Below are 19,950 nucleotides of genomic sequence, written 5' to 3'. Positions count from 1 at the left end.
TCCTCACTCCGCCGCGATGCGATGTTTCGCGGGCGCCGTCAGCTCGTCGCTGGCGAAGTCATCCACCTTCACCACGCGCTCGGTTGCCTCGTCCGCCGCCCGCATGATGCCCGCTTCATTGTCGTTGAGCACGCCCGCCGCCACCGCATCGGCAAACGGATCGCGGTCCAGCCGCCGCTCGATCACGCCCTTGCGCGCCGCCTTGACGAAGCGCGCCTCGATTTCCTCCGCCTCCGTCACCTTGATGAAGGCATCTTCCAGCACGCCGGTGATGTCGTTGGGATCGAATGACACATAGGTCCCCGTCGTCAGCCGGTCGCGGAAAGCCCCGGGCCGCAGAACCGAGCGCACGAAACGATAGTTCACCCGGTCGCTGGCCGGCTTCGCATGCCGCCCCAGCGGGAAGCACAACACGCGCATCGCCCAGGCAAACAAGGGATTGGGGAAATTGGCGAACACCTCGCCAAAGGTCCGCTCCATAATGGCGATCCGGTCCGCCATGATGGCATCGACCAGCTCGCGATCCTCGGCCAGCCGCCCCTCGTCCTCGAAACGCCGCAGCGTTGCCGACATCATGTAGAGATCGCCCAGGATATCGGCCATGCGGCCCGAGATCTTCTGCTTGCGCTTGAGCGCTCCGCCCAGGAACACCGTGGTCCAGTCTGCTGTCAGCGCAAAGGCCTGCGAGTAGCGATGCAGCTTGCGATACCATTGCGCCATCGGCCCCTGGTTTGGCGTCGAGGCAAAAGCGCCGTTCGACACGCCATGCAGGAAGCTCGCCGCAATATTGCGCAGCATGAACTTCGCATGCCCGCCAAAAGCCAGGTCGAACTGATCGAGCCCTTCCTTGCGGTCTTTGTTCTGCGCCGCCTGCACTTCCTTGAGCAGGAAGGGATGCGCCCGCAGCACGCCCTGCGCAAAGGTCATCAGCGTGCGCGTCAGGATATTGGCGCCTTCCACCGTGATCGCCACCGGCAGCGCCTGATAGGCGCCAAACAGGTAATTGCCCGGCCCGTCCTGGATGGCGCGGCCACCGTGAATGTCGAAGGCATCGTCCATGCTGTCGCGCATGGCCTCGGTGGCAATATATTTGAGCAGGCCCGCGATCACCGCCGGCCGCTGTCCTTCGTCTACCATCGATGCTGTCAGCCGCCGCGCCGCCTCGAACGTATAGGCCCGCTTGATCATCTCGCCCAGCGGTTCGGCTACGCCTTCCATAATGCCGACCGGAATGCCGAATTGCCGCCGCACGCGCGCATAGGCCGACGTCGCCCGCAGCGTCTGCTTGATCGAAGTCGTGCCGATCGCCGGCAACGAAATCGCGCGCCCGGTCGAGAGACATTCCATCAGCATCCGCCAGCCCTGTCCGGCATAGCTCGTGCCGCCGATCAGGAAATCCATCGGAATGAACACGTCCTTGCCCCGCACGGGCCCATTCATGAAGGCCTGCCGCGCCGGGAAATGCCGTCGCCCGATCTCCATGCCCTTATGGTCATGCGGCACCAGCGCCAGCGTGATGCCGATATCATTGCCACGGCCCAGCAAATTATCCGGATCCTTGAGAATGAAGGCCAGCCCCACCAGCGTCGCGATCGGTGCTAGGGTGATATAACGCTTGTCAAAGCTCAGCTTGACGCCCAGCACCTCTTCGCCATTCCACTGACCCTTGGTCACCACGCCGATATCGCGCATGCCGCCGGCATCGGAACCCGAATGCACGCCGGTCAGCGCAAAGCACGGCACCTCCTGCCCTCGCGCCAGACGATGCAGATATTTCTGCTTCTGCTCCGGCGTGCCGTATTTTTCCAAAAGCTCGCCCGGCCCGAGCGAATTGGGCACCATGACCGTAATCCCCGCCGCCACCGAACGGCTGGCGATCTTGGAGACGATCATCGACTGCGCCTGCGCCGAAAAGCCCAGGCCCCCATGCTCCTTGGCAATCAGCATGCCCAGGAACCCTTCGTCCTTGAAATATTGCCAGAGCTCGGGCGAGAGATCCGCGCGATTGTTGCGAATGTCCCAGTCGTCGATCATCGAACAGGCGACATTGGTCTGGTTGTCCAGGAACGCCTGCTCCTCCGGCGTCAGCGTCAGCGGACGGATATCATTGAGCTTGCTCCAGTCCGGTCGACCCGAAAACAGCTCCGCGTCCCATCCAACGGTGCCGGCATCGAGCGCTTCCTGCTCGGTGCGGCTAACCCTGGGCAGAATGGATTTGACCGCGCCATAGATCGGCACCATCAACACAGCCTTGCGGATCGCCGCAATGCTCAGCACCAGCATCACTAGGCCGATCACCAGCAGCAGCCAGCTACCCGCACCCAGACCATAGCCAATCCCGCTCTCGGGAAAATACAGCCCGGACACCAGTGCGATGGCCACAGTCGCCACTCCCCACTGCCACAGCGGGCTTTCCCGCATTGCCAGAGCGGCAAAGACGACAAGGCTGAGGATGATCAGAAGTAATGTCACAATGTGCCTCCCTTGGCCCGCGCTGCCATGCGCGGGTTTTCGATCCTCTTGTCCGCCCGATCGCCGGTTAATCGGCTGTTTTCAGTTCTTTGCGCCAGGATCAGAGCACATGCGGGCTTGTTGGGTCAGTCTAGCAAGCTTTACGTTTACGTCAACCAAGCGTCGTTAACGTCGTTTACGGCCCGAAATGCGCGCCGCCCCGGTCCGTCAACGCAGAACGCGTTCAAAGGTTCGGGCAGCCATTTGACGCTAACGTAAAGCCGTGGAATATTTGCGCCCGAAAGGGCGTTAAGCCCTGGCGACATCGCCATTCAGCTCAGTCAGAGTCGAAAGTGGCGGTCTTTGAGAACCGGAGCGAAGCGTATGTTTGGATACGTGAGCACCGGAAGCGCAGAAGACTGGCATTTGCAGACTTGCATCAGCTGAATGGCGATGTCGCCAGCCGGAAATCCGGCACCCGGAGGAGGACCACATGACGACGCTAGAGACCGCCGCCCGATCGCGCCCCTGGATTGCCAGCTACCCGGAAGGCATCAAATGGGATGCCAGGGTCGATACCCGTCCCGTCCATGAACAGGTACTCGCAGCCTGCGCCAAGGATCCCTCCGCCACGGCGCTGGATTTCCTCGGCGGCACCACCAGCTTTGGCGAGCTGGCCAGGAAGATCACTGCCTTCGCCGGCGCCCTGCAAAGTCAATTCGGCATCAAGAAGGGCAGCCGCGTCGCGATCATGCTGCCCAATACGCCCTTCTATCCCATCGTCTACTACGGCGTGCTCCGCGCCGGCGGCACCGTGGTCAATTGCAATCCGCTCTACACCGTCCACGAGCTCAGCCACATCGCTGCCAATGCCGGCGCGGATGTCATGATCACCCTCGATCTGGCCCAGATCTACGACAAGGCCGAAAAGCTGGTCGAGGCGGGCCATGTGAAGTCGCTGATTGTCTGCCACTTCCCCAACGCCCTTCCCCTGGTCAAGAAAATCCTCTTCTCCGTGGTCAAGCGCAAGGATCTGGCCAGGCTCGGCAGGTCCGCCATCCGCAGCAACGTCACCCATTTCGACGACATGATCGCGCGCGGCGACACGCCGAGCGCCGTCGTCATCGACCCGGACAAGGATATCGCCGTCCAACAATATACCGGCGGCACCACCGGCATCCCCAAGGGCGCCCTGCTGACCCACGCCAATATCTCGGCCAATATGAGCCAGATCAACCTCTGGGGGGATGGCCTCTTCCTGCCGCCCTCCAAGATCGTGGCCGTGCTGCCCTTCTTCCACATCTTCGCCATGACCGTCTGCATGAACACCCCGCTCTCGAGCGGCGCCCAGGTCGTCATGCTGCCCCGCTTCGAGCTCAAGGCCCTGCTCGACCTGTTGACCCGCACCCGCGCCAATGTCCTGCCCGCCGTTCCCACCCTGCTCAATGCCATTGCCCGGTCCGACACCGTGACCGCCGACCAGCTTTCGAGTCTCGAAGTTTGCATATCTGGCGGCGCTGCGCTGCCCGACGAAGTGCGCCATGCCTTCAGCAAGAAATCCAAGGCTCTCTTGGCCGAAGGCTATGGCCTGACCGAGGCCTCTCCCGTGGTCTGCTGCGCTGCCCTGCGCAAGCCAAGCAAACCCAAGTCCATCGGCCTGCCCCTCCCCGCCACCGATATCCGCTTTGTTGGCGTCGACAGCGGCAAGGTGGTTGGCACCGGCGAAGACGGCGAATTGCAGGTCAAGGGCCCTCAGGTCATGCCCGGCTATTTCAACGATGACGCCGCCACTGCCGAGGCCTTCTCGCACGGCTGGCTGCGCACCGGCGACGTCGGCCACATGGACGAAGACGGCTATGTCTTCCTCGTCGACCGCATCAAGGACCTGATCATCTGCTCTGGCTTCAATGTCTATCCGCGCACCATCGAGGAAGCGCTGATGGCCCATGATGCGGTCGAGGAAACCAATGTCATCGGCGTTCAGGACGAGTATCGTGGCGAGGCGCCCATCGCCTTCGTCAAGCTGCGCGACGGTCGGACTGTCACCGAGGAAGACCTCAAGAAATTCCTCACCGAGCGCCTCAACAAGATCGAAATGCCCAAGGAAATCATCTTCAAGGACACACTGCCCAAGACTTTGATCGGCAAGCTGTCCAAGAAGGAACTGCGCGAGGAATACGCGCAGGCGCGAGCCAGAAAGTGAACCGCACTGTCCCGGAAAACCGCGATCTCTTCGCTATAGCCGACCTCTCCAGGGAGTTCGGCATTTCCACCCGCGCCATCCGCTTCTACGAAGCCAAGGGCCTGCTCGCTCCCGAACGCGTCGGCGCCACCCGCATCTTCCGCCGCCGCGACCGCGCGCGACTGATCCTCATCCTCCGCGGCAAGCGCCTGGGCTTCTCGCTGCGCGACATCTCCGACTACCTCAGCCTCTACGACGCCGACCGCAGCCAGCAGGTCCACCTGCTCACTGCCAAAGTCGACGAACGCCTGGCCTCGCTGGAAGCGCAACTTCAAGACCTCCAGACAACAATTGCCGAACTTCGCGAGATCAAGAAGCTAGCCGACGAACGGGTAGAGCCGGCACGCTGAGAGCTCTTGAATTTATGTACAGAATATTGTACGTAAATTTCATGGAGAGATACTATGCCTGCTAAGTCCATTTCTGCCTTTCGCAAGGATATTGCGTCCGACATCGAGGCTGTGTCGCAGACCGGTATACCGCTGATTGTGACCCGCACTGGTGGAAAAAAGCCAGTTCTTGTCATTCCCATGGAATGGGATGAAACCACCTACTTGATGAGCAATCCTGCCAACGCTGAGCGGCTCCTGCGATCAATCCGACAAGCCAATGAAGGTAAAGCCGTTGAACGCCAGTTGATTGAGGAATGAACCTCCTCTTCCTGCCAGACGGTTGGGAGGATTATCAGCATTGGTTGGCAAACGATAAGCGCCTGCTGAAGAAGATCAACACGCTGATCAAGGAATGCCAGCGGAGCCCTTTTTCAGGTTCGGGTAAACCCGAAGCGTTAAAGCATCAGCTGGCGGGTTGGTGGTCGCGGCGGATAGATGAGGAGCACCGGCTGGTCTATCGAATTGTCGAAGATCGCCTCGAAATCGCGCAATGTCGCAGTCATTACTGACTACTTCCGCCCCTTCACATTCGTCATCAGATCCGGCTTCTTCGGCTTGACCCACCCTTTGGGCGGTTGCCGTACCGGAACTTGCGTGCCGAGCCCCATCGCCCCCGGCGGCGGCTGGCCCACGGTTACCGTATCCGCGTCGCCAGGACCGATCGGTCCCTCGCCCCTGATCCGCGCCATCTCGTTGCGCAGGGCCGTCGCCTTTTCGAAATCCATAGCCTCCGCGGCTTCGGCCATTTCCTTGCCCAGCGCCACAAGCTTCTCGTTGATTGATCGCGATGACACCCTGCCCTCCTACGTCGCCCCGATAAACACGGCCATATCCTCTAACGTTGCCGCCTCCGTCGCCGGCTTGTCCCAGCGGATCCGGCTGATCCGTGGAAACCGCAGGGCCACGCCGGACTTGTGCCGCGTACTTTCCTGCGCCGAGTCAAAGGCCACCTCGAACACCAGTTCCTTGCGCACTTCGCGAACCGGTCCGAAAGCCGCCGTCGTATTGGCGCGGATCCACTTGTCGAGCAGTTTCAGCTCTTCGTCAGTGAAGCCGAAATAGGCCTTGCCGATCGGCACGATCTCATTGCCCTTCCAGACGCCGAACGTATAGTCCGAATAGAACGAACTGCGCTTGCCATGCCCGCGCTGCGCATACATCAGCACCGCGTCCACCACATTGGGATCGCGTTTCCACTTGAACCAGTATCCCTTGGGCCGCCCCGGCACATAGGGGCTTGATCGCAGCTTGATCATCACCCCTTCATGGCCGTGCTCGTCGGCTCCCTGACGTCTTTGCTGCGCCAGATCGTCCCAATCGGCAAAGGGCAGGATTTCGGAAATGTCCAGCCGGGTCTGCGGATTGGCAGCAAACCACGCCTCGAGCCGCGCCCGTCTTTCCGTCCAGCTCAGCGTCCGAACATCCTCGCGCCCATCAAACAGCATGTCGTAAACGCGGATAAAGGCCGGGCTGTCCTTGAGATGCTTGGCACTCGCCACCTTCTTGTTGAGCCTCTGCTGCAACTCATTGAATGACCCGGGCTCGAAATCCTTGCCCACCAGCAATTCGCCATCCAGCACTGCGCGGCCCGAGACATTCTCGACAACATCGGGAAACGCATTGGCGATATCGTCGCCCGTGCGCGAAAACAGCGACACCGTATCCCCGCCCAGCACCAGCTGAACCCGGATCCCGTCCCACTTCCACTCCGCCGAAAAATCCGCCGGGGCGAGCTTGCCGAGATCCTTCTCCTCGTCGATCGGATTGCTCAGCATCAGCGGATGAAACCGCGACGTCTGATCAATGTCCGGCCGTCCAGCCTTGCCATCCAGCCAGGCAAACAGATCAGGATAGGGCACCTCGAGCCCATGCCACACTTCCTCGATCGCCTGCAGGTCCACCCCGCTCATTTCGCTCAGCGCCGTCTTGGCCAGTCGCGCCGAAACCCCGATGCGCAGGGCCCCCGTCGCCAGCTTCACCAACGCCCAGCGCTCGTTGATCTCGGCCCGTGTGAGCAGGCTCGCGATCAGTTTCGGCAATTCCGACTTGCTCGTTGTATTGAACAACTCGATCAGGTCCGTCAGCGACGGCAGGTCGCCCACCTCGCCATGATGCGGCCAGATCAGCGCAATCGTCTCGCCGAGATCCCCCACATAGTCATAGCTCATGGCGAAAAGCGTCGGATCGACCTCGCGCAGCACGATTTCTTTCAGCAACGCCGGCTTCACATTGCGAAACGTCAGCGCCCCGGTCAGCACCGCCAGCGCAAAGCCACGATCGGGGTCCGGCGTCTCGCGAAAATACTGCGTCAGCGCGGCGAGCTTGCGCGTCCGCGACGGCGTCAGGGCCAAAAGCTCCAGCAATTGGGCAAAGCGCTTCATGCCGCTTCCCCCTCGCCGCCATCATCTTCAAAGCCCTGGATATTGAGCGGCTCGGCCTCGAGCCCCTGCTGTCGGCACCAATAGACCAAGGCATCCTCGCGCCCATGCGTCACCCACACGGTCTTCGCCTTGGTCTCGGTGATCGTTTGCTGCAACTCACCCCAGTCGCAATGGTCCGAAATCACCAGCGGCAATTCCACCAGTGCCTGCCGTGCCCGCTGCTTGACGCTCATCCAGCCTGAAGCCTGGCACACCACCGGATCGGGAAAGCGCCGGCTCCACCGGTCGCGAATGGCCGAAGGCGGCGCAATCACGATCTGCCCCGCCATCTCGGCCTTCACCGTCCCCGTCGCCGGCCGCAAATCCCCGAGCTCGACACCCAGTTCCTGATAAAGCTCGCATAGCCGGATCATCGCACCGTGCAGATAAATCGGCGCATCCCAACCCGCATCGCGCAACAGCCCGATCACCCGCTGCGCCTTGCCCAGCGCGTAGCTCCCGACCAGATGGCTGCGCTCCGGCTGGTCCGCCACCGATTTCAACAGTCTCGCAATCTCCAGCTTCGGGTGCGGATGCTGGAACACCGGCAGGCCGAACGTCGCCTCGGTCACCAGCAGATCACACTCCACCAATTCATAGGGTTGAGAAGTCCGGTCCGGCAGGCGCTTGTAGTCGCCGGTCACCACCACCCGCTGGCCCCGATGCTCCAGCAGCACCTGCGCCGACCCCAGCACATGCCCGGCCGGATAAAGCGTTATCGTGACATCATCAACCTGCAGCGGCACGCCGAAATCCAGCGGCTCGAATTTTCTCGCGCAATCCTCGCCATAGCGCACCTTCATGATGGCGATCGTATCCGGTGTCGCCAGCACAGAGCCATGCCCGCTCCGCGCATGATCGGCATGGCCATGCGTGATGATGGCCCGCTCGCGCGGGACATTGGGGTCGATATAGGCGTCGATCGCCTTGATATGGAGGTTGCGGTCGAGGATCGGACTGGCCATGGCACTCCTAACGCGGCCATGCGGTGCAGGTTCACGGCATGGTCTCACATCATGGCGCGTCAGCCCGTGTCAGCAGGCCTCACATCACCTTGCTGACCTCGAACAGCCCCGGCCGCTTTTCGTTGGCGAGATTGATCGCCGCCTCGCCGCCCAGCACCACGACGTGACCCTGTCGCGCCACCGCGTCCACCGCCTCCGCCATCCGGCGGAAATCGGACACCGTAGCCCCCAGGATTTCGTCGCGCCGCTGCTGGCGGATGGCATCCGTCGTACCGGTCAATTGCCGCCACATCGACGAATAGCCCTTCGCATCGGGGAATTCATAGCCATCCACATCCCCGATCACGCCGATGATGGACCGTGTCAGGTCGTTCTCGCCAATCTCGCTCTTGAGTGCCTTGCTCGCCCCGTCATAGGCATCCAGCGTCTTCAGCAGGTTCGGGTCGCGATAGCTGAGGAAGGAAAAATTGCCAGAGGTCAGGTCGAACCGGCTCGAGCCGCCATAGGCACCACCCTGCACGCGCACCTTGTCCCAGAGATAGGTCGTGTTGAGGAATTTGAGCACCACCGACGACGCGCCCGTCATTTCGAAGCCGAGCTCGCGCAGGTTGGCGCCCTTGCCCACATAGTTGACCTGCGCCGGAATGATCAGCCCTTCCGACTTGGGTCGATAGTTGATCGACCAGTCGGCAAAAGCAAAATCCTGGTTCGGCAAGCGCTCGAGGAATGCCCCGACCTGCCCGCGCGCGTGGTCCCACAACGCGCCTTCGGCCGTCACATTGACCACCATGCGCCCGCGGTTGAACAGCGTATCGCGAATGCGCACCAGCGCCGCCTCAACACTGTCCCAGTCGTTCTCCACCCGCTTCACCAGCTCGCGCAGGAACTGCAGATAGCTGATGCCACCGATCTGCTCGGCAATCCAGCTCGCTTCCGTCAGGCCGGACTTCAGCCGCGTATCGACAATGGCATTGCCGCTCGGCACCAGCCGCGCCTCGAAACCTGCCTTCTCCTCGAGCGCCATCTGCTTGAATCGCGCGCGATTATCCAGCCGCGCATCGAGCAGCACATCGCCCATGATGGCGAGCATTTCCTCGATTCTATCCGGCACAGCCTTGCCCGACAGGAAAAACCACGCCGCGCTGCCATCGCTGCCCTGCCGCGCCGACAACCCGCGATGCTGCGCAATCCCGCCGGTCGAGCGGCCAATGCGCTGCGTCAGCGACACGAAATCTTCCTTGCTCGTCCCGGTCTGCAGCAGCGCCCGCCCGAACAGCGGCAGATAGGGCAGCAGGTCCTTGTCCAGCACATGCAGGTCAAAGCCGAGATCGAGATAGACGATGCCCACGGTTGGCAGGTCGTGATAGAACAGCCGCGCATCGCCCAGCGTACCGATATCGATCGGCGTGGTCCGCGTCTCCCGCGGCAGATCCGCCAGGGTCAGCGTCGGGATCTTCGCCAGCAGCGCCGGATCGTCGACCTCTTCCTGCAGCGCCTTGAGCCGCTCGGTCTCGGCCACGGTTTCGGCCAGCGCCTTGTCGTCCAGCCCCGTTCGCACCTCGGCAAGGATTTCAGCTTCCGTCGCCGCCTCGCGCGCCCCCTGTTCCGGGTCAGCGCTCAGCGTTACCGTTGTGCGATGCGTGTTATCGAGAAACAGCCGGCGGATTTCCTTCTCGAAATGGCCCTTGCCGGCAAGGTCCTTGAGCGCCGCCAGCGCATCCTCGAACTTGAGCTGCGACAGCGGGTCGCCCTCATGCAACCAGGTACTCAGCGCCGCAAACATATAGACCATGCCGCGCGGATAGCCGCCCGAATTGTTCTCGCGCAGGCTGAACTCAAACGTATTGATCGTCGCCTCGATCTGCTCGGCGGCAAAGCCCTTGTCGGCAATCTCTTCCAGCGTCGAAAGGATCAGCGTCTCGACCTTGCCGGCGTCACCCGCATCGATCCCCTTCATGCCAAAGCTGGCCATCGGCTGGCGCAACCCGCTGCCGATCCCGCCGCCCGTCATGCCCTCGCCCAGCCCGCTTTCGGTCAGCGCCTTGCGCAGCGGCGCCGCCGAATTGCCCGCCAGCAAATAGCTCAGCATGCCATGCGACAGCACTTCCACCCGGTCAGCCGGCGCATCCACCATCCAGTTGACCGATACCATGCCGTCGCGCGCCTTGCCCTCGTCCTTCGTGCCGGCATAGGTCGCCACCACATTGCGCGGCGCATTGAACCGCGGCTGCAGCTTGACCTCTGCATCCACCGCAATCCTGTCGAACTGCGAAAAGTACTCATCGAGAATGGCCAGCCGCTGCCCGGCATCGTCATCGCCCGAAAAGAAGGCCCGCGTATTGGACGGATGATAGAACGTCTCGTGAAACGCCTTGAACTGCTTGTAGCTCAGCTCCGGAATGGCTTTCGGATCACCGCCCGAACTCTTGCCATAGGTCACATCGGGATAAAGCGAGCGCTGCGACAGGTCGCGCATCACCGCGTCGGGCGATGAAAACACGCCTTTCATCTCGTTGAACACCACGCCCTTATAGACCAACGGCGAACCACTATCTTCCAGCTCGTAATGCCAGCCTTCCTGGCGGAATGTGTCCTCGCTGATCAGCGGGAAGAACACTGCGTCCAGATAGACATCGACCAGATTATAGAAATCCTTGAGATTCTGGCTGGCGACTGGATAGGCCGTCTTGTCCGGAAAGGTCATCGCGTTGAGGAAGGTGTTGAGGCTTCCTTTGATCAGCTCGACGAAAGGCTTCTTGACCGGATATTTCCGGCTCCCGCACAGCACGGAATGCTCGAGGATATGCGCCACGCCCGTCGAATCCTCCGGCGGCGTCTTGAAGGTAATCCCAAACACCTTGTTCTCGTCGTCATTGACGAGGCTCAAGACCTCCGCCCCCGTCTTCCTGTGCCGATACAGCAGCGCCCGACTGTTCACCTCCGCGATCTGTTCGTCGCGGATGAGTTCGAAAGCAGGATGAGACATGGGGTATACTCAGGTGGGTTCTTGTTGTTGTCCAACAAGGTAGGGATCAACGGCGAGATAAGCTAGGGGCACGCCGTTGGTTTGACGAAGTGTACACTTTGGTGTACACTAAAATTCTCATGGCTGTGTGTGGGGGCACATGGACTACGAGTGGGACGAGAACAAGCGACGAACCAATATCGAGAAGCACGACGTGGATGTCCTCGACGCCATGCTTATCTTCGAGCAATGGGTACTCACCGAGCCAGACGACCGGTTCGATTATGGTGAGGCCCGGTACAGGTCGACCAGCTTCGTCGATAGGGAGTGCTACGTCGTCATCCACACCAATCGGAATGGGATCATACGAATAATTTCTGCCTGGAAAGGTGGCCAACGTGACCGACAAAAATATCAAGCGGGCGACGCTCGCAGAAATACGGGCGATGAAAGATAGGGGGGAAGTCTATCACAATCCCGATGCACCCGAGGGCCCCGACCTTCCAGACAGCTTTTGGGAAAACGCCGTCTGGGTCGATCCCCAGGGCAAAACCTCGGTTCATCTCAAGCTCGATTCCGACGTTTTCTTCTTCTTCAAACGTCAGGGCAAAGGCCATATCACCCGTATGCAGGATGTGCTCAAGGCCTATGTAAGGGCGCACGAAGCCGTGGGGGAACAACAGGCCGGCACCGCAGATAAAAAAAACACTCGCCGCGCCGGCTGAAGTCTTCTCCTCTTCGCTGAGAAGACCGCCGCTGGGTGAGGTGGAGCTTGCTACTCCACCAACCGAGCCGCCTTCAAACCCCGCCGCGTATCTCCGGCTTCACCGATTTCTCATACCATTCGCCCAATTGGCCCATCAGCGCCGGGAACAGGCTCTTCTGTTCACTAGCCGCAACATTGTCCGCAATCTGTTCCGGCTTGCTGACGCCGGCGATGACGGTCGAAACCTGCGGATGATCGAGGATCCAACGCAGCGCAAACTGGCTCATTGGCAGCGCCTCGGGCGCCAGACCCCGCAGCTCGGCCACCAGCTCCACACCCTTCTCGAAGGGCAGGCCCGAAAAGGTTTCGCCCACCGAAAAAGCTTGCCCCTCTGCATTATAGCTCCGGTGATCGCTCGGATCGAAGCGCGTTGCCTTGTCATACTTGCCGCTCAGCAATCCGCTCGCCAGCGGCAGCCGCACGATGATGCCGACATCCTTCTCCGCCGCCTTGGGCAGCAATTCCTTCGCGGCGTCCTGGCGAAACAGGTTGAAGATGATCTGCAGCGTGGCGCAGCCCGGCTGCTCCAGGCAGATCAGCCCCTCCTCGATGGTCTCGACGCTGGCGCCCCAATGCCTGACGATCCCCTCGGCCCTGAACTCATCCATCCAGGAAAAGATCGCCCCGTCGCGCAGCACATCCGTCGGCACGCAGTGCAATTGCGCCAGGTCGAGGCTCGTCACACCCAGCCGTTCCGCTGAAGCCACAAGGCTCGCCCGCACGCCATCCTTTGAATAATTGTTCGGATAAAGCCCGCCGCCACGCCCGAGCTTGGTCGCAACATGAAGACCTTCCGGCTTGTTATGCGCGCCGATCCGGCTTTCGCTGAGGCCCGATCCATAGACGTCGGCCGTGTCCCAGAATGTAATGCCAGCCGCGTTGGCGGCATCGAGAATGGCGCTGGCCGTCTCATCGCCCACCGGCCCGAAATCGCCACCCAGCTGCCAGCAGCCCAGCCCGATCTCGCTGACCTCATATCCCGTCTTGCCCAGCCGTCTCGTCTTCATGCGTCTGCGTCCTCAAACTTGCTTGAGAGGAAAGTCGCCAGACTGGCAACGGGTTGCCGGCCTATTCGAAATAGTCCGAATGCTCGGCGATGGTTTGCGTCAGCAGCACTTCTGCGCGCCCCAGATGCGCCCGCATCGCCGCTTCCGCAGCCGCCACATCACCCTTGGCCACGGCCGCCACTATCACCTTGTGCTCGCCGATCGCCGTCTGCGACTGCGATACGCCCAGCGTCAGATAGCGCACGCGGTCGAGCTGCATCTTGTGATCATCGATCAGCTGCCAGGCATATTCGACGCCCGCCAGTCGGGCGAGGCTGCGATGAAACAGCTCGTCCAGCGTGTGGAAGCGCCGGCTATCATTGGCATTGGAGGCCACTTCCTGGTCCGCAATCAGCTCGCTCAGCACCGCGCCCGCATCACCCGGATTGCTCGCCAGTCGACGCACGATCTCGACCTCGATGCTTTCGCGAATGAACCGGCTTTGCCGAACGCCCTCGGGCGAAATTTTCTTGACCACTGTGGCGCGCTTGGGCCGGATCAGCAGCAGGCCCTGCTGCGCCAACCGGATAAAGGCCTCGCGCACCGGTTGCCGCGACACGCCATAGCGCCCCGCGATATCGCTCTCCGAAATCACGTCGCCTGGCTTGAGCGCCATAGTGACGATATCGTCGCGCAGCGCGCCCACCACCCGCAGCGCCATGGTTTCTTCTGGAATGTCGAGCACGCTGGTCGTCACCTTGGCTGATTCTCCACTTCGGACCATGATCCCCTTATCCCGCTGCTCTGTCTCGTTTTTGTCCCGCTTCCACAGAAAACTGCCTTTTGCGGCCGCGATGAAAACAACACTACATTCTTGCCATCTTGTATGGTAGATGCAATTTCACGCGTGCCAAACCACGGTCACGCATCTGTTCGAATTGGAGAAAACGAATGGCCAAGAGCTATGCGATAGTTGGCACGGGCGGTCGCGCGCGCATGTTCTACGAAGCGATCCTGGGTCCGCACCGCGAGCACTCCCGGCTCGTCGCGCTTTGCGACACCAACCAGACCCGCATGGATTTCACCAACAAGGTCATCGCCGAAGAGCTCTCAGGCCAGTCCGTACCGACCTACAAGGCGGCCGATTTCGCCACCATGATCGCCGAGTGCAAGCCCGATACCATCATCGTCACCTCCGTCGACCGCACCCATCACCTCTACATCATCGCCGCGCTCGAGGCCGGTTGCGACGTCATCACCGAAAAGCCGATGACCACCGACCCCGAAAAGTGCCAGGCCATCCTCGACGCCGTCGAGCGCACCGGCCGCGATGTCCGCGTCACCTTCAACTACCGCTATGCGCCGCACAATTCGGCCCTGCGCGAACTCATTGCCGAAGGCGCCATCGGCACCGTCACTTCCGTCCATTTCGAATGGCTGCTCGATACCCGCCACGGCGCCGATTATTTCCGCCGCTGGCACCGCGACAAGCGCAATTCCGGCGGCCTCATGGTGCACAAGTCCACCCACCATTTCGACCTGGTCAATTTCTGGCTCGGCAGCCAGCCCGACACGGTCTTCGCCATGGGCGACCTGCGCTTCTATGGCCGGGCCAATGCCGAGGAACGGGGTGTCTTCACCCCCTATAGTCGCACCACCAATGTCGCCGCAGCCGGCGAAGATAAATTCGCCATCGACCTCACCAGCAATCCCGTCCAGAAGGGACTTTATTGGGATGCCGAAAAGGAAGACGGCTACCAGCGCGACCAGAATGTCTTCGGCGATGGCATTTCCATCGAGGATACGATGAATGTCATGGTCCGTTACCGCAACAAGGCGGTGATGACCTATTCGCTCTATGCCTATGCCCCCTGGGAAGGCTTCAACGTCGCCATCAACGGCACCGGTGGCCGCCTCGAGCTGACCGTGCACGAAAATTCCTACATCAATGCCGGCTCGACCTCTGACACCGAAGGATCGGCCAAGGGCATCAAGCTCTACCACTTCCCCATGCATGGCGAGCCGCGCGTCGTCCCGGTCATCCATGGCGAAGGCGGCCATGGCGGCGGTGACAAGATCATGCTCGAGGAAATCTTTGGGCGCGCCACCCCACGCCCCGGCTACGGCGCCAACCACCGCGACGGCGCCCTCTCCATCCTCACCGGCATCGCCGCCAACAAGAGCTTCCAGACCGGCCTGCCGGTCGATGTGAAGGGGCTGGTCAGGCTCTAGAAACACAAAGGCCCGCGGAGCGATCCGCGGGCCCTTTTGCATGTCTGAAACCGAAGCCTACTGGCTGAACGGCACCGAAGCGGTCAGCACTTCGCCGGAGTCGTTGAACTCCACTTCGAAATTCACCGTGATGCTGTCATTGCCCTCAAGCAGGATTTTCGAGCCGATGCGCACATCGCTGCCGGTCCGGTCCTTCTGACGTTCGCGCAGGTCAAAGCTGATCTGACCACTGCTCTGCTGGCCGATGGCAAGACCTGTAAAGCCCGCATTGGAGCTCATCGCAGCCTCATACTGCCGTGCCTGATCATTATAGGCGATCGTGCCGCTGATCGAGAGCGTCGCGCTCACCAGCGTGCAGCGGCCCGAATAGTTGATCTTGCCCTGATTGCCCTTGGCCACGCTCAACCGGCAGCGAAACGGCTCGGGCTTGTCGCCGCCCACCAGCGCGCCTTCACCGCGCCAGCTACCGACATAGGAACCCAGCAGCGCCAGTTCTTCTTCCGCGGCCTGGGTGGTAACCGGGGTGATGACCATCATGGGCAGGGCCATGACCAGGGTACAAAAACCGGCAAAAAACTTTGATCGCATACTCAAAAGACAATTCCCCTGTCACGCGGTGACGTCAGTTCGTTTAATGTCTGCCAGCAAGGCGTTTCCGAAGCCAGCCAAAATCTGTCACATCTTGTTTAGTTGTTACGGTTTAGCTAGCGCTCGATAGCATGGAGTGAACCGATTGGTTCACTTCGGCATTGCCCTATGAACGCATTTGGATGGAAAGGGTTCTGGTGAACACCTCTGACGCTCCGATCATCGACGCCCGGGATGTAACCTACACTCTCGAAATCGCCGGCAAGCCGCTCACCATTCTCAAGGGCGTCTCGCTCAAGGTCGCGCCCGCCGAAGTCGTCGCCATCGTCGGCCCCTCGGGCAGCGGCAAGACGTCCATGCTGATGCTCCTCGCTGGCCTCGAACGCAGCTCCACCGGCTCTGTCACGGTCAACGGCTCCATCCTCGAAAAGCTCAGCGAAGACGATCTGGCGCGTTTCCGCCGCCACACCATGGGCATCGTCTTCCAGAGTTTCCATCTCATCCCCTCGCTCACCGCCCATGACAATGTCGGCCTCGCCCTGGAAATCGCCGAGCCAACTCTGTCCATGTCACAAGTGCGCGAGCGTGCCGCCGAAGCGCTCAAAGCCGTTGGCCTCGGCGACCGCCTCGACCACCGACCCTCCGCCCTGTCCGGTGGCGAACAGCAGCGCGTCGGCCTCGCCCGCGCCATGGTCGCCAACCCGCCGCTGTTGCTCGCCGACGAGCCCACCGGCAATCTCGATCAGACCACCGGCGCCGTCGTCGTCGACCTGATGTTCGACCTCGCCCGCAAGCAGAACACCGCTGTCGTGCTCATCACCCACGACCCCCATCTCGCCGAACGCGCCGATCGCGTCTTCACCATGACCGCTGGCGAACTGGTCGAAACCACGGTGGCGCGCTGATGCATCAGTTCCTTGCGGCAGTCCGCATCGGGCTGCTCGACATGCGTGGCGACCTGCGCCGCTTCCTGCTCCTCGTGGTCTGCCTTGCTGTGGGCACTGCGCTGATTGCCGGCGTCAATTCCGTCGGCGCCAGCATTTCCCGCGCTATTGAATCGGGCGCCGCCGAACTGATGGGCGGCGATCTCGAACTCTCCCGCGCCGACCGCGTCGCCAATGCCGAAGAACTCGACATCATGCGCAGTTTCGGCGCCGTCACCGACACCGTCGACACCAATGTGCGCGCCGAATCCGATGCTGCCGACGCCTTCGTCGATCTCGCCGCCGTTGGCGACAACTATCCCCTGCTCGGCCAAGTGGTCAGCCCGCAGCTGACCGGAGGCACCACTCTCGCCGACCTGCTCGAAATCCGCGACGATATTCCCGGTGCCCTTGTCGATCCGCTCCTCCTCGATCAGCTGCAGATCGCAGTTGGCGACACCTTCTTCCTCGGCGGCACCGAGTTCGAGGCCCGCGGCACCCTGACCCGCCTGCCCGATGGCGCCGTCCGCGGCTTCCGCCTCGGGCTCACCGCCCTGATCTCGGCCGAAGGCTTTGCCGGCATCGGTGATCGTTCCTCGCCCCTGCCCGGCCTCGGCACCTGGTCGCGCTACAAGATCCTGCTCTCCGATCTGGACCAGGACGCTGGCCGCCTCGCCGCCGACGACGCCTTCGCCAATAGCGGCTGGACCATCCGCTCCGCCCGCGACGGCCTCGGTGACATGGTGCGCTACTACGACCTCTTCATGCGCTTCCTCGTCATCGTCGGCCTCGGCTCGCTGCTGATCGGCGGCGTTTCCGTCTGGACCGGCATGCAGGCCTATATCGCCGAGCGTGCCAGCGTCATTGCCGTGCTCCGCTCCATGGGCGCCGGCCGCACCCGCGTCTTCCTGCATTTCTTCGCCCAGGTCGCAGCCCTTGCCGCCGTCGGCGTCGGCATCGGCATCATCATCGGTGGTGGCGGCGCCTTCCTGCTGCTGCCCTATGTCGGCAGCGCCGTCGGCATCGCCCTGGCACCCGCCGTCCATCTCCAGCCCCTGCTGGTTGCAGCCGCGGCCGGTTTCGTCACCGCCTTTGCCTTCGCCTATCTGCCGCTGCAGCAGGCCCAGACCATTCGCCCGGTCCTGCTCTTCCGCTCCAAGGGCCTCTCTGCCCCACCGGTCAACTGGCGCGCTCTGCTGCTGACCCCCAGCATCATTCCGCTGATCCTGGCCGCTATCGCCTTCTTCATCCTCGCCTGGCTGATGACCGAGGATATCCAGCTCGTCGCCGCCTTCGGCGTGGCCAGCATCGCGGCAGCCCTGGTGTTCCAGCTCTTCATCCGCCTCATCCAATGGGCCCTGCGCCACCTGCCCGAGCCGCGCATCATGGTTCTGCGCCATGCCCTCCGCGCCATTTCCGGTTCCGGCCAGAATGCAGCCTCCGTGGTCGTCTCCGCCGGCATGGCGCTGGCCATGCTCATCGTCGTGCTCGTGCTCCAGGCCAATATGCGCCAGGAATTTCTCGGCGCCTCGGCCTTCGATGCCCCCACGCTCGTCGCCTCCGACCTCTTCCCCGACGAGGTCGAGCTGCTCGAAACCATGTCCGCCCCCGGCGGCAATATTTCGCGCTTCGTCTCGACCCCCATGCTGCGCGGCCTCCTGACCGATGTCGCCGGCACGCCTGCGGCAGACCTGCAAACCCGCGGCCCCGAAGCCACTTTCCTCCTTGCCGGCGAGGTCCCCCTGACCTTCCGTGAGGAACTCCCCGCCTCGTCCCGCGTCACCGCCGGTGAATGGTGGCCCGAGGAGTATTCCGGCCCCGGCCTTGTCTCCCTGCACCAGAGCCTGCGCTCCGGCCTCGGCGTCAATCTCGGCGACACCCTGACCTTCACCATCTTCGGCGACCCGGTCACCGTCACCGTTGCCAGCTTCCGCGACTATTCCTGGCAGGGCGGCATCGACTTCCTCGCCACCTTCTCGCCCGGCGTCATCGAGGATTATCCGACGACGCTCTTTGCCGCCGTCACTGCCGTCCCCGGCCAGGAAGATGCGGTCAAGGTCCAGCTCGCCAATGACCTGCCCGATATCCGCTTCATCGCCATCGGCGATACGCTGAAACAGATCACCGACGCCCTGGCCCAGCTCTCCTTCGCCTCGGCCCTGGTCGGTGGCCTTGCCGTTGGCAATGGCCTGCTCGTCCTTATCGGCAGCCTCTCGACCGGCCGCCGCCAGCGCGAGGCCGATACGGTCATCACCAAAGTCCTCGGCAGCACCCGCCGCGGCCTCCTCGGCACCGCCTTCCTGCAATATTTCATCCTGGCGACCCTTGCCGCCATTCCCGCTGCCCTCATCGGCATCGGCCTTGGCTTCCTCGTCAGCATGGTCATGCTCAACGTGGACTTCGTACTCAACACCCGCGTCCTCGCCATGGTGCTGATCGCCGCCATTGTCATCACCGCCCTGCTCGGCGCCATGACCATCTTGCGCTCCGCCTCGGCCCGCCCGGCGCGCCTCCTGCGCGACCTCTAGACAACAAAAGCACCGGTCCTCAGGACCGGTGCCTTATGAAATCAGCCCTGTAATGGCTTCAGTCCGTGAAGCTGAACTCGGCCAGCTCGCAGACATTATTGTCCGTCGACGTCACTTGGTCGCCATCCTCGAATACGGCGAGGAAGTCATATTTGCAGTAGCCAGAACCATCGTCGATGTTGATCACCACGCTGCTGCCCGACGGCAGGATGTCGCTGCCTAGGATATCCTCCTGCCACGACGACGTGCCCGTGTTGGACGCGTAGAATTCATAGATGTCATAGCTCGATGTGTTGTTGATGCGGACGCGGCGGTCCTGCGCCACGGCGCTCGTCACACCCACGGCAAGAATGGCAAGCACAAGTGCTGCCCAAAGCGTTTTCATGATTACCCCCAGCCCAAAGCGGACCCGATCGGTAAGTAATTCTGCGCATCTGGACTTTGCAACGCAAATCGTTCGCCCGCGATCAGAGATGCGCCTGCATCCGCCTG

The 19,950-nt window shown here is 61.9% G+C and carries 18 protein-coding genes; 9 read left to right on the top strand and 9 right to left on the bottom strand.

What is annotated here, in order from left to right; translation table 11 throughout:
* Window positions 1-3 precede the first annotated feature (3 nt).
* Window positions 4-2,472 (bottom strand): acyl-CoA dehydrogenase, encoded by a 2,469-nt coding sequence (locus P0Y65_00740; GenBank protein ID WEK04816.1) that lies wholly within the window; start codon window positions 2,470-2,472, stop codon window positions 4-6.
* 472 nt (window positions 2,473-2,944) lie between these two features.
* Between P0Y65_00740 and P0Y65_00735 the strand changes: the two genes are divergently transcribed.
* From P0Y65_00735 to P0Y65_00720, 4 genes are read left to right on the top strand one after another with little or no spacing between them, the layout of a single operon-like run.
* Window positions 2,945-4,654 (top strand): long-chain fatty acid--CoA ligase, encoded by a 1,710-nt coding sequence (locus P0Y65_00735; GenBank protein ID WEK04815.1) that lies wholly within the window; start codon window positions 2,945-2,947, stop codon window positions 4,652-4,654.
* Window positions 4,651-5,043, top strand: coding sequence for a MerR family DNA-binding protein (locus P0Y65_00730; protein ID WEK04814.1), 393 nt, complete (start codon window positions 4,651-4,653; stop codon window positions 5,041-5,043). The genes P0Y65_00735 and P0Y65_00730 overlap by 4 nt, the downstream gene beginning before the upstream one ends.
* A 54-nt stretch (window positions 5,044-5,097) precedes the next feature.
* On the top strand, window positions 5,098-5,343 hold the full coding sequence (locus P0Y65_00725) for a type II toxin-antitoxin system Phd/YefM family antitoxin (GenBank protein ID WEK04813.1): 246 nt from the start codon (window positions 5,098-5,100) through the stop codon (window positions 5,341-5,343).
* Entirely contained in the window at window positions 5,340-5,594 is a 255-nt protein-coding gene (locus tag P0Y65_00720; protein ID WEK04812.1) for a Txe/YoeB family addiction module toxin, read from the top strand. Before P0Y65_00725 ends, P0Y65_00720 begins: the two co-directional genes overlap by 4 nt.
* On the opposite strand, the gene P0Y65_00715 is transcribed toward P0Y65_00720, so the two are convergent.
* The 4 genes from P0Y65_00715 to P0Y65_00700 form a co-directional block, all read right to left on the bottom strand.
* Window positions 5,595-5,879 (bottom strand): UvrB/UvrC motif-containing protein, encoded by a 285-nt coding sequence (locus P0Y65_00715; GenBank protein ID WEK04811.1) that lies wholly within the window; start codon window positions 5,877-5,879, stop codon window positions 5,595-5,597.
* A 9-nt stretch (window positions 5,880-5,888) separates the two neighbouring features.
* Window positions 5,889-7,466, bottom strand: coding sequence for a cisplatin damage response ATP-dependent DNA ligase (locus P0Y65_00710; GenBank protein WEK04810.1), 1,578 nt, complete (start codon window positions 7,464-7,466; stop codon window positions 5,889-5,891).
* Entirely contained in the window at window positions 7,463-8,470 is a 1,008-nt protein-coding gene (locus P0Y65_00705) for a ligase-associated DNA damage response exonuclease (GenBank protein ID WEK04809.1), read from the bottom strand. The genes P0Y65_00710 and P0Y65_00705 overlap by 4 nt, the downstream gene beginning before the upstream one ends.
* 79 nt (window positions 8,471-8,549) lie before the next feature.
* The gene (locus P0Y65_00700; protein ID WEK04808.1) at window positions 8,550-11,456 is read right to left on the bottom strand and encodes an insulinase family protein; all 2,907 of its coding nucleotides are present in this window, start codon (window positions 11,454-11,456) and stop codon (window positions 8,550-8,552) included.
* A gap of 139 nt (window positions 11,457-11,595) precedes the next feature.
* On the opposite strand from P0Y65_00700, the gene P0Y65_00695 reads away from it, so the two are divergent.
* Both P0Y65_00695 and P0Y65_00690 read left to right on the top strand, forming a co-directional pair.
* On the top strand, window positions 11,596-11,892 hold the full coding sequence (locus tag P0Y65_00695) for a BrnT family toxin (GenBank protein WEK04807.1): 297 nt from the start codon (window positions 11,596-11,598) through the stop codon (window positions 11,890-11,892).
* Complete coding sequence (locus P0Y65_00690) at window positions 11,834-12,160, top strand: BrnA antitoxin family protein (protein ID WEK04806.1); 327 nt, start codon at window positions 11,834-11,836, stop codon at window positions 12,158-12,160. Before P0Y65_00695 ends, P0Y65_00690 begins: the two co-directional genes overlap by 59 nt.
* 73 nt (window positions 12,161-12,233) lie before the next feature.
* On the opposite strand, the gene P0Y65_00685 is transcribed toward P0Y65_00690, so the two are convergent.
* Together P0Y65_00685 and P0Y65_00680 are read right to left on the bottom strand one after the other, a co-directional pair.
* The gene (locus P0Y65_00685; protein WEK04805.1) at window positions 12,234-13,208 is read right to left on the bottom strand and encodes an aldo/keto reductase; all 975 of its coding nucleotides are present in this window, start codon (window positions 13,206-13,208) and stop codon (window positions 12,234-12,236) included.
* 61 nt (window positions 13,209-13,269) lie between these two features.
* On the bottom strand, window positions 13,270-13,944 hold the full coding sequence (locus tag P0Y65_00680) for a GntR family transcriptional regulator (GenBank protein ID WEK04804.1): 675 nt from the start codon (window positions 13,942-13,944) through the stop codon (window positions 13,270-13,272).
* Window positions 13,945-14,138: 194 nt separating this feature from the next.
* On the opposite strand from P0Y65_00680, the gene P0Y65_00675 reads away from it, so the two are divergent.
* The gene (locus P0Y65_00675; protein WEK04803.1) at window positions 14,139-15,419 is read left to right on the top strand and encodes a Gfo/Idh/MocA family oxidoreductase; all 1,281 of its coding nucleotides are present in this window, start codon (window positions 14,139-14,141) and stop codon (window positions 15,417-15,419) included.
* A 57-nt stretch (window positions 15,420-15,476) separates the two neighbouring features.
* On the opposite strand, the gene P0Y65_00670 is transcribed toward P0Y65_00675, so the two are convergent.
* Window positions 15,477-16,007, bottom strand: coding sequence for a heme-binding beta-barrel domain-containing protein (locus tag P0Y65_00670; GenBank protein ID WEK04802.1), 531 nt, complete (start codon window positions 16,005-16,007; stop codon window positions 15,477-15,479).
* 197 nt (window positions 16,008-16,204) lie between these two features.
* Here P0Y65_00670 and P0Y65_00665 point away from each other — a divergent pair, with 197 nt between their 5' ends.
* Entirely contained in the window at window positions 16,205-16,912 is a 708-nt protein-coding gene (locus P0Y65_00665; protein ID WEK04801.1) for an ABC transporter ATP-binding protein, read from the top strand.
* A complete protein-coding gene (locus P0Y65_00660; protein ID WEK04800.1) occupies window positions 16,912-19,458 on the top strand; it encodes a hypothetical protein in 2,547 nt (848 codons plus the stop codon). Before P0Y65_00665 ends, P0Y65_00660 begins: the two co-directional genes overlap by 1 nt.
* Before the next feature lie 58 nt (window positions 19,459-19,516).
* On the opposite strand, the gene P0Y65_00655 is transcribed toward P0Y65_00660, so the two are convergent.
* Entirely contained in the window at window positions 19,517-19,843 is a 327-nt protein-coding gene (locus P0Y65_00655; GenBank protein ID WEK04799.1) for a hypothetical protein, read from the bottom strand.
* Window positions 19,844-19,950 lie beyond the last annotated feature (107 nt).

The sequence above is a fragment of the Candidatus Devosia phytovorans genome, assembly GCA_029202405.1.
GTDB lineage: Bacteria > Pseudomonadota > Alphaproteobacteria > Rhizobiales > Devosiaceae > Devosia > Devosia phytovorans.
This window is presented reverse-complemented; position numbering and strand designations above follow the sequence as displayed.

Coding starts and splice junctions, on each gene's coding strand:
- P0Y65_00705 (WEK04809.1), bottom strand. CDS start 8,470: ATGGCCAGTCCGATCCTCGACCGCAACCTCCATATCAAGGCGATCGAC.
- P0Y65_00655 (WEK04799.1), bottom strand. CDS start 19,843: ATGAAAACGCTTTGGGCAGCACTTGTGCTTGCCATTCTTGCCGTGGGT.
- P0Y65_00720 (WEK04812.1), top strand. CDS start 5,340: ATGAACCTCCTCTTCCTGCCAGACGGTTGGGAGGATTATCAGCATTGG.
- P0Y65_00735 (WEK04815.1), top strand. CDS start 2,945: ATGACGACGCTAGAGACCGCCGCCCGATCGCGCCCCTGGATTGCCAGC.
- P0Y65_00725 (WEK04813.1), top strand. CDS start 5,098: ATGCCTGCTAAGTCCATTTCTGCCTTTCGCAAGGATATTGCGTCCGAC.
- P0Y65_00660 (WEK04800.1), top strand. CDS start 16,912: ATGCATCAGTTCCTTGCGGCAGTCCGCATCGGGCTGCTCGACATGCGT.
- P0Y65_00710 (WEK04810.1), bottom strand. CDS start 7,466: ATGAAGCGCTTTGCCCAATTGCTGGAGCTTTTGGCCCTGACGCCGTCG.
- P0Y65_00685 (WEK04805.1), bottom strand. CDS start 13,208: ATGAAGACGAGACGGCTGGGCAAGACGGGATATGAGGTCAGCGAGATC.
- P0Y65_00675 (WEK04803.1), top strand. CDS start 14,139: ATGGCCAAGAGCTATGCGATAGTTGGCACGGGCGGTCGCGCGCGCATG.
- P0Y65_00700 (WEK04808.1), bottom strand. CDS start 11,456: ATGTCTCATCCTGCTTTCGAACTCATCCGCGACGAACAGATCGCGGAG.
- P0Y65_00695 (WEK04807.1), top strand. CDS start 11,596: ATGGACTACGAGTGGGACGAGAACAAGCGACGAACCAATATCGAGAAG.
- P0Y65_00670 (WEK04802.1), bottom strand. CDS start 16,007: ATGCGATCAAAGTTTTTTGCCGGTTTTTGTACCCTGGTCATGGCCCTG.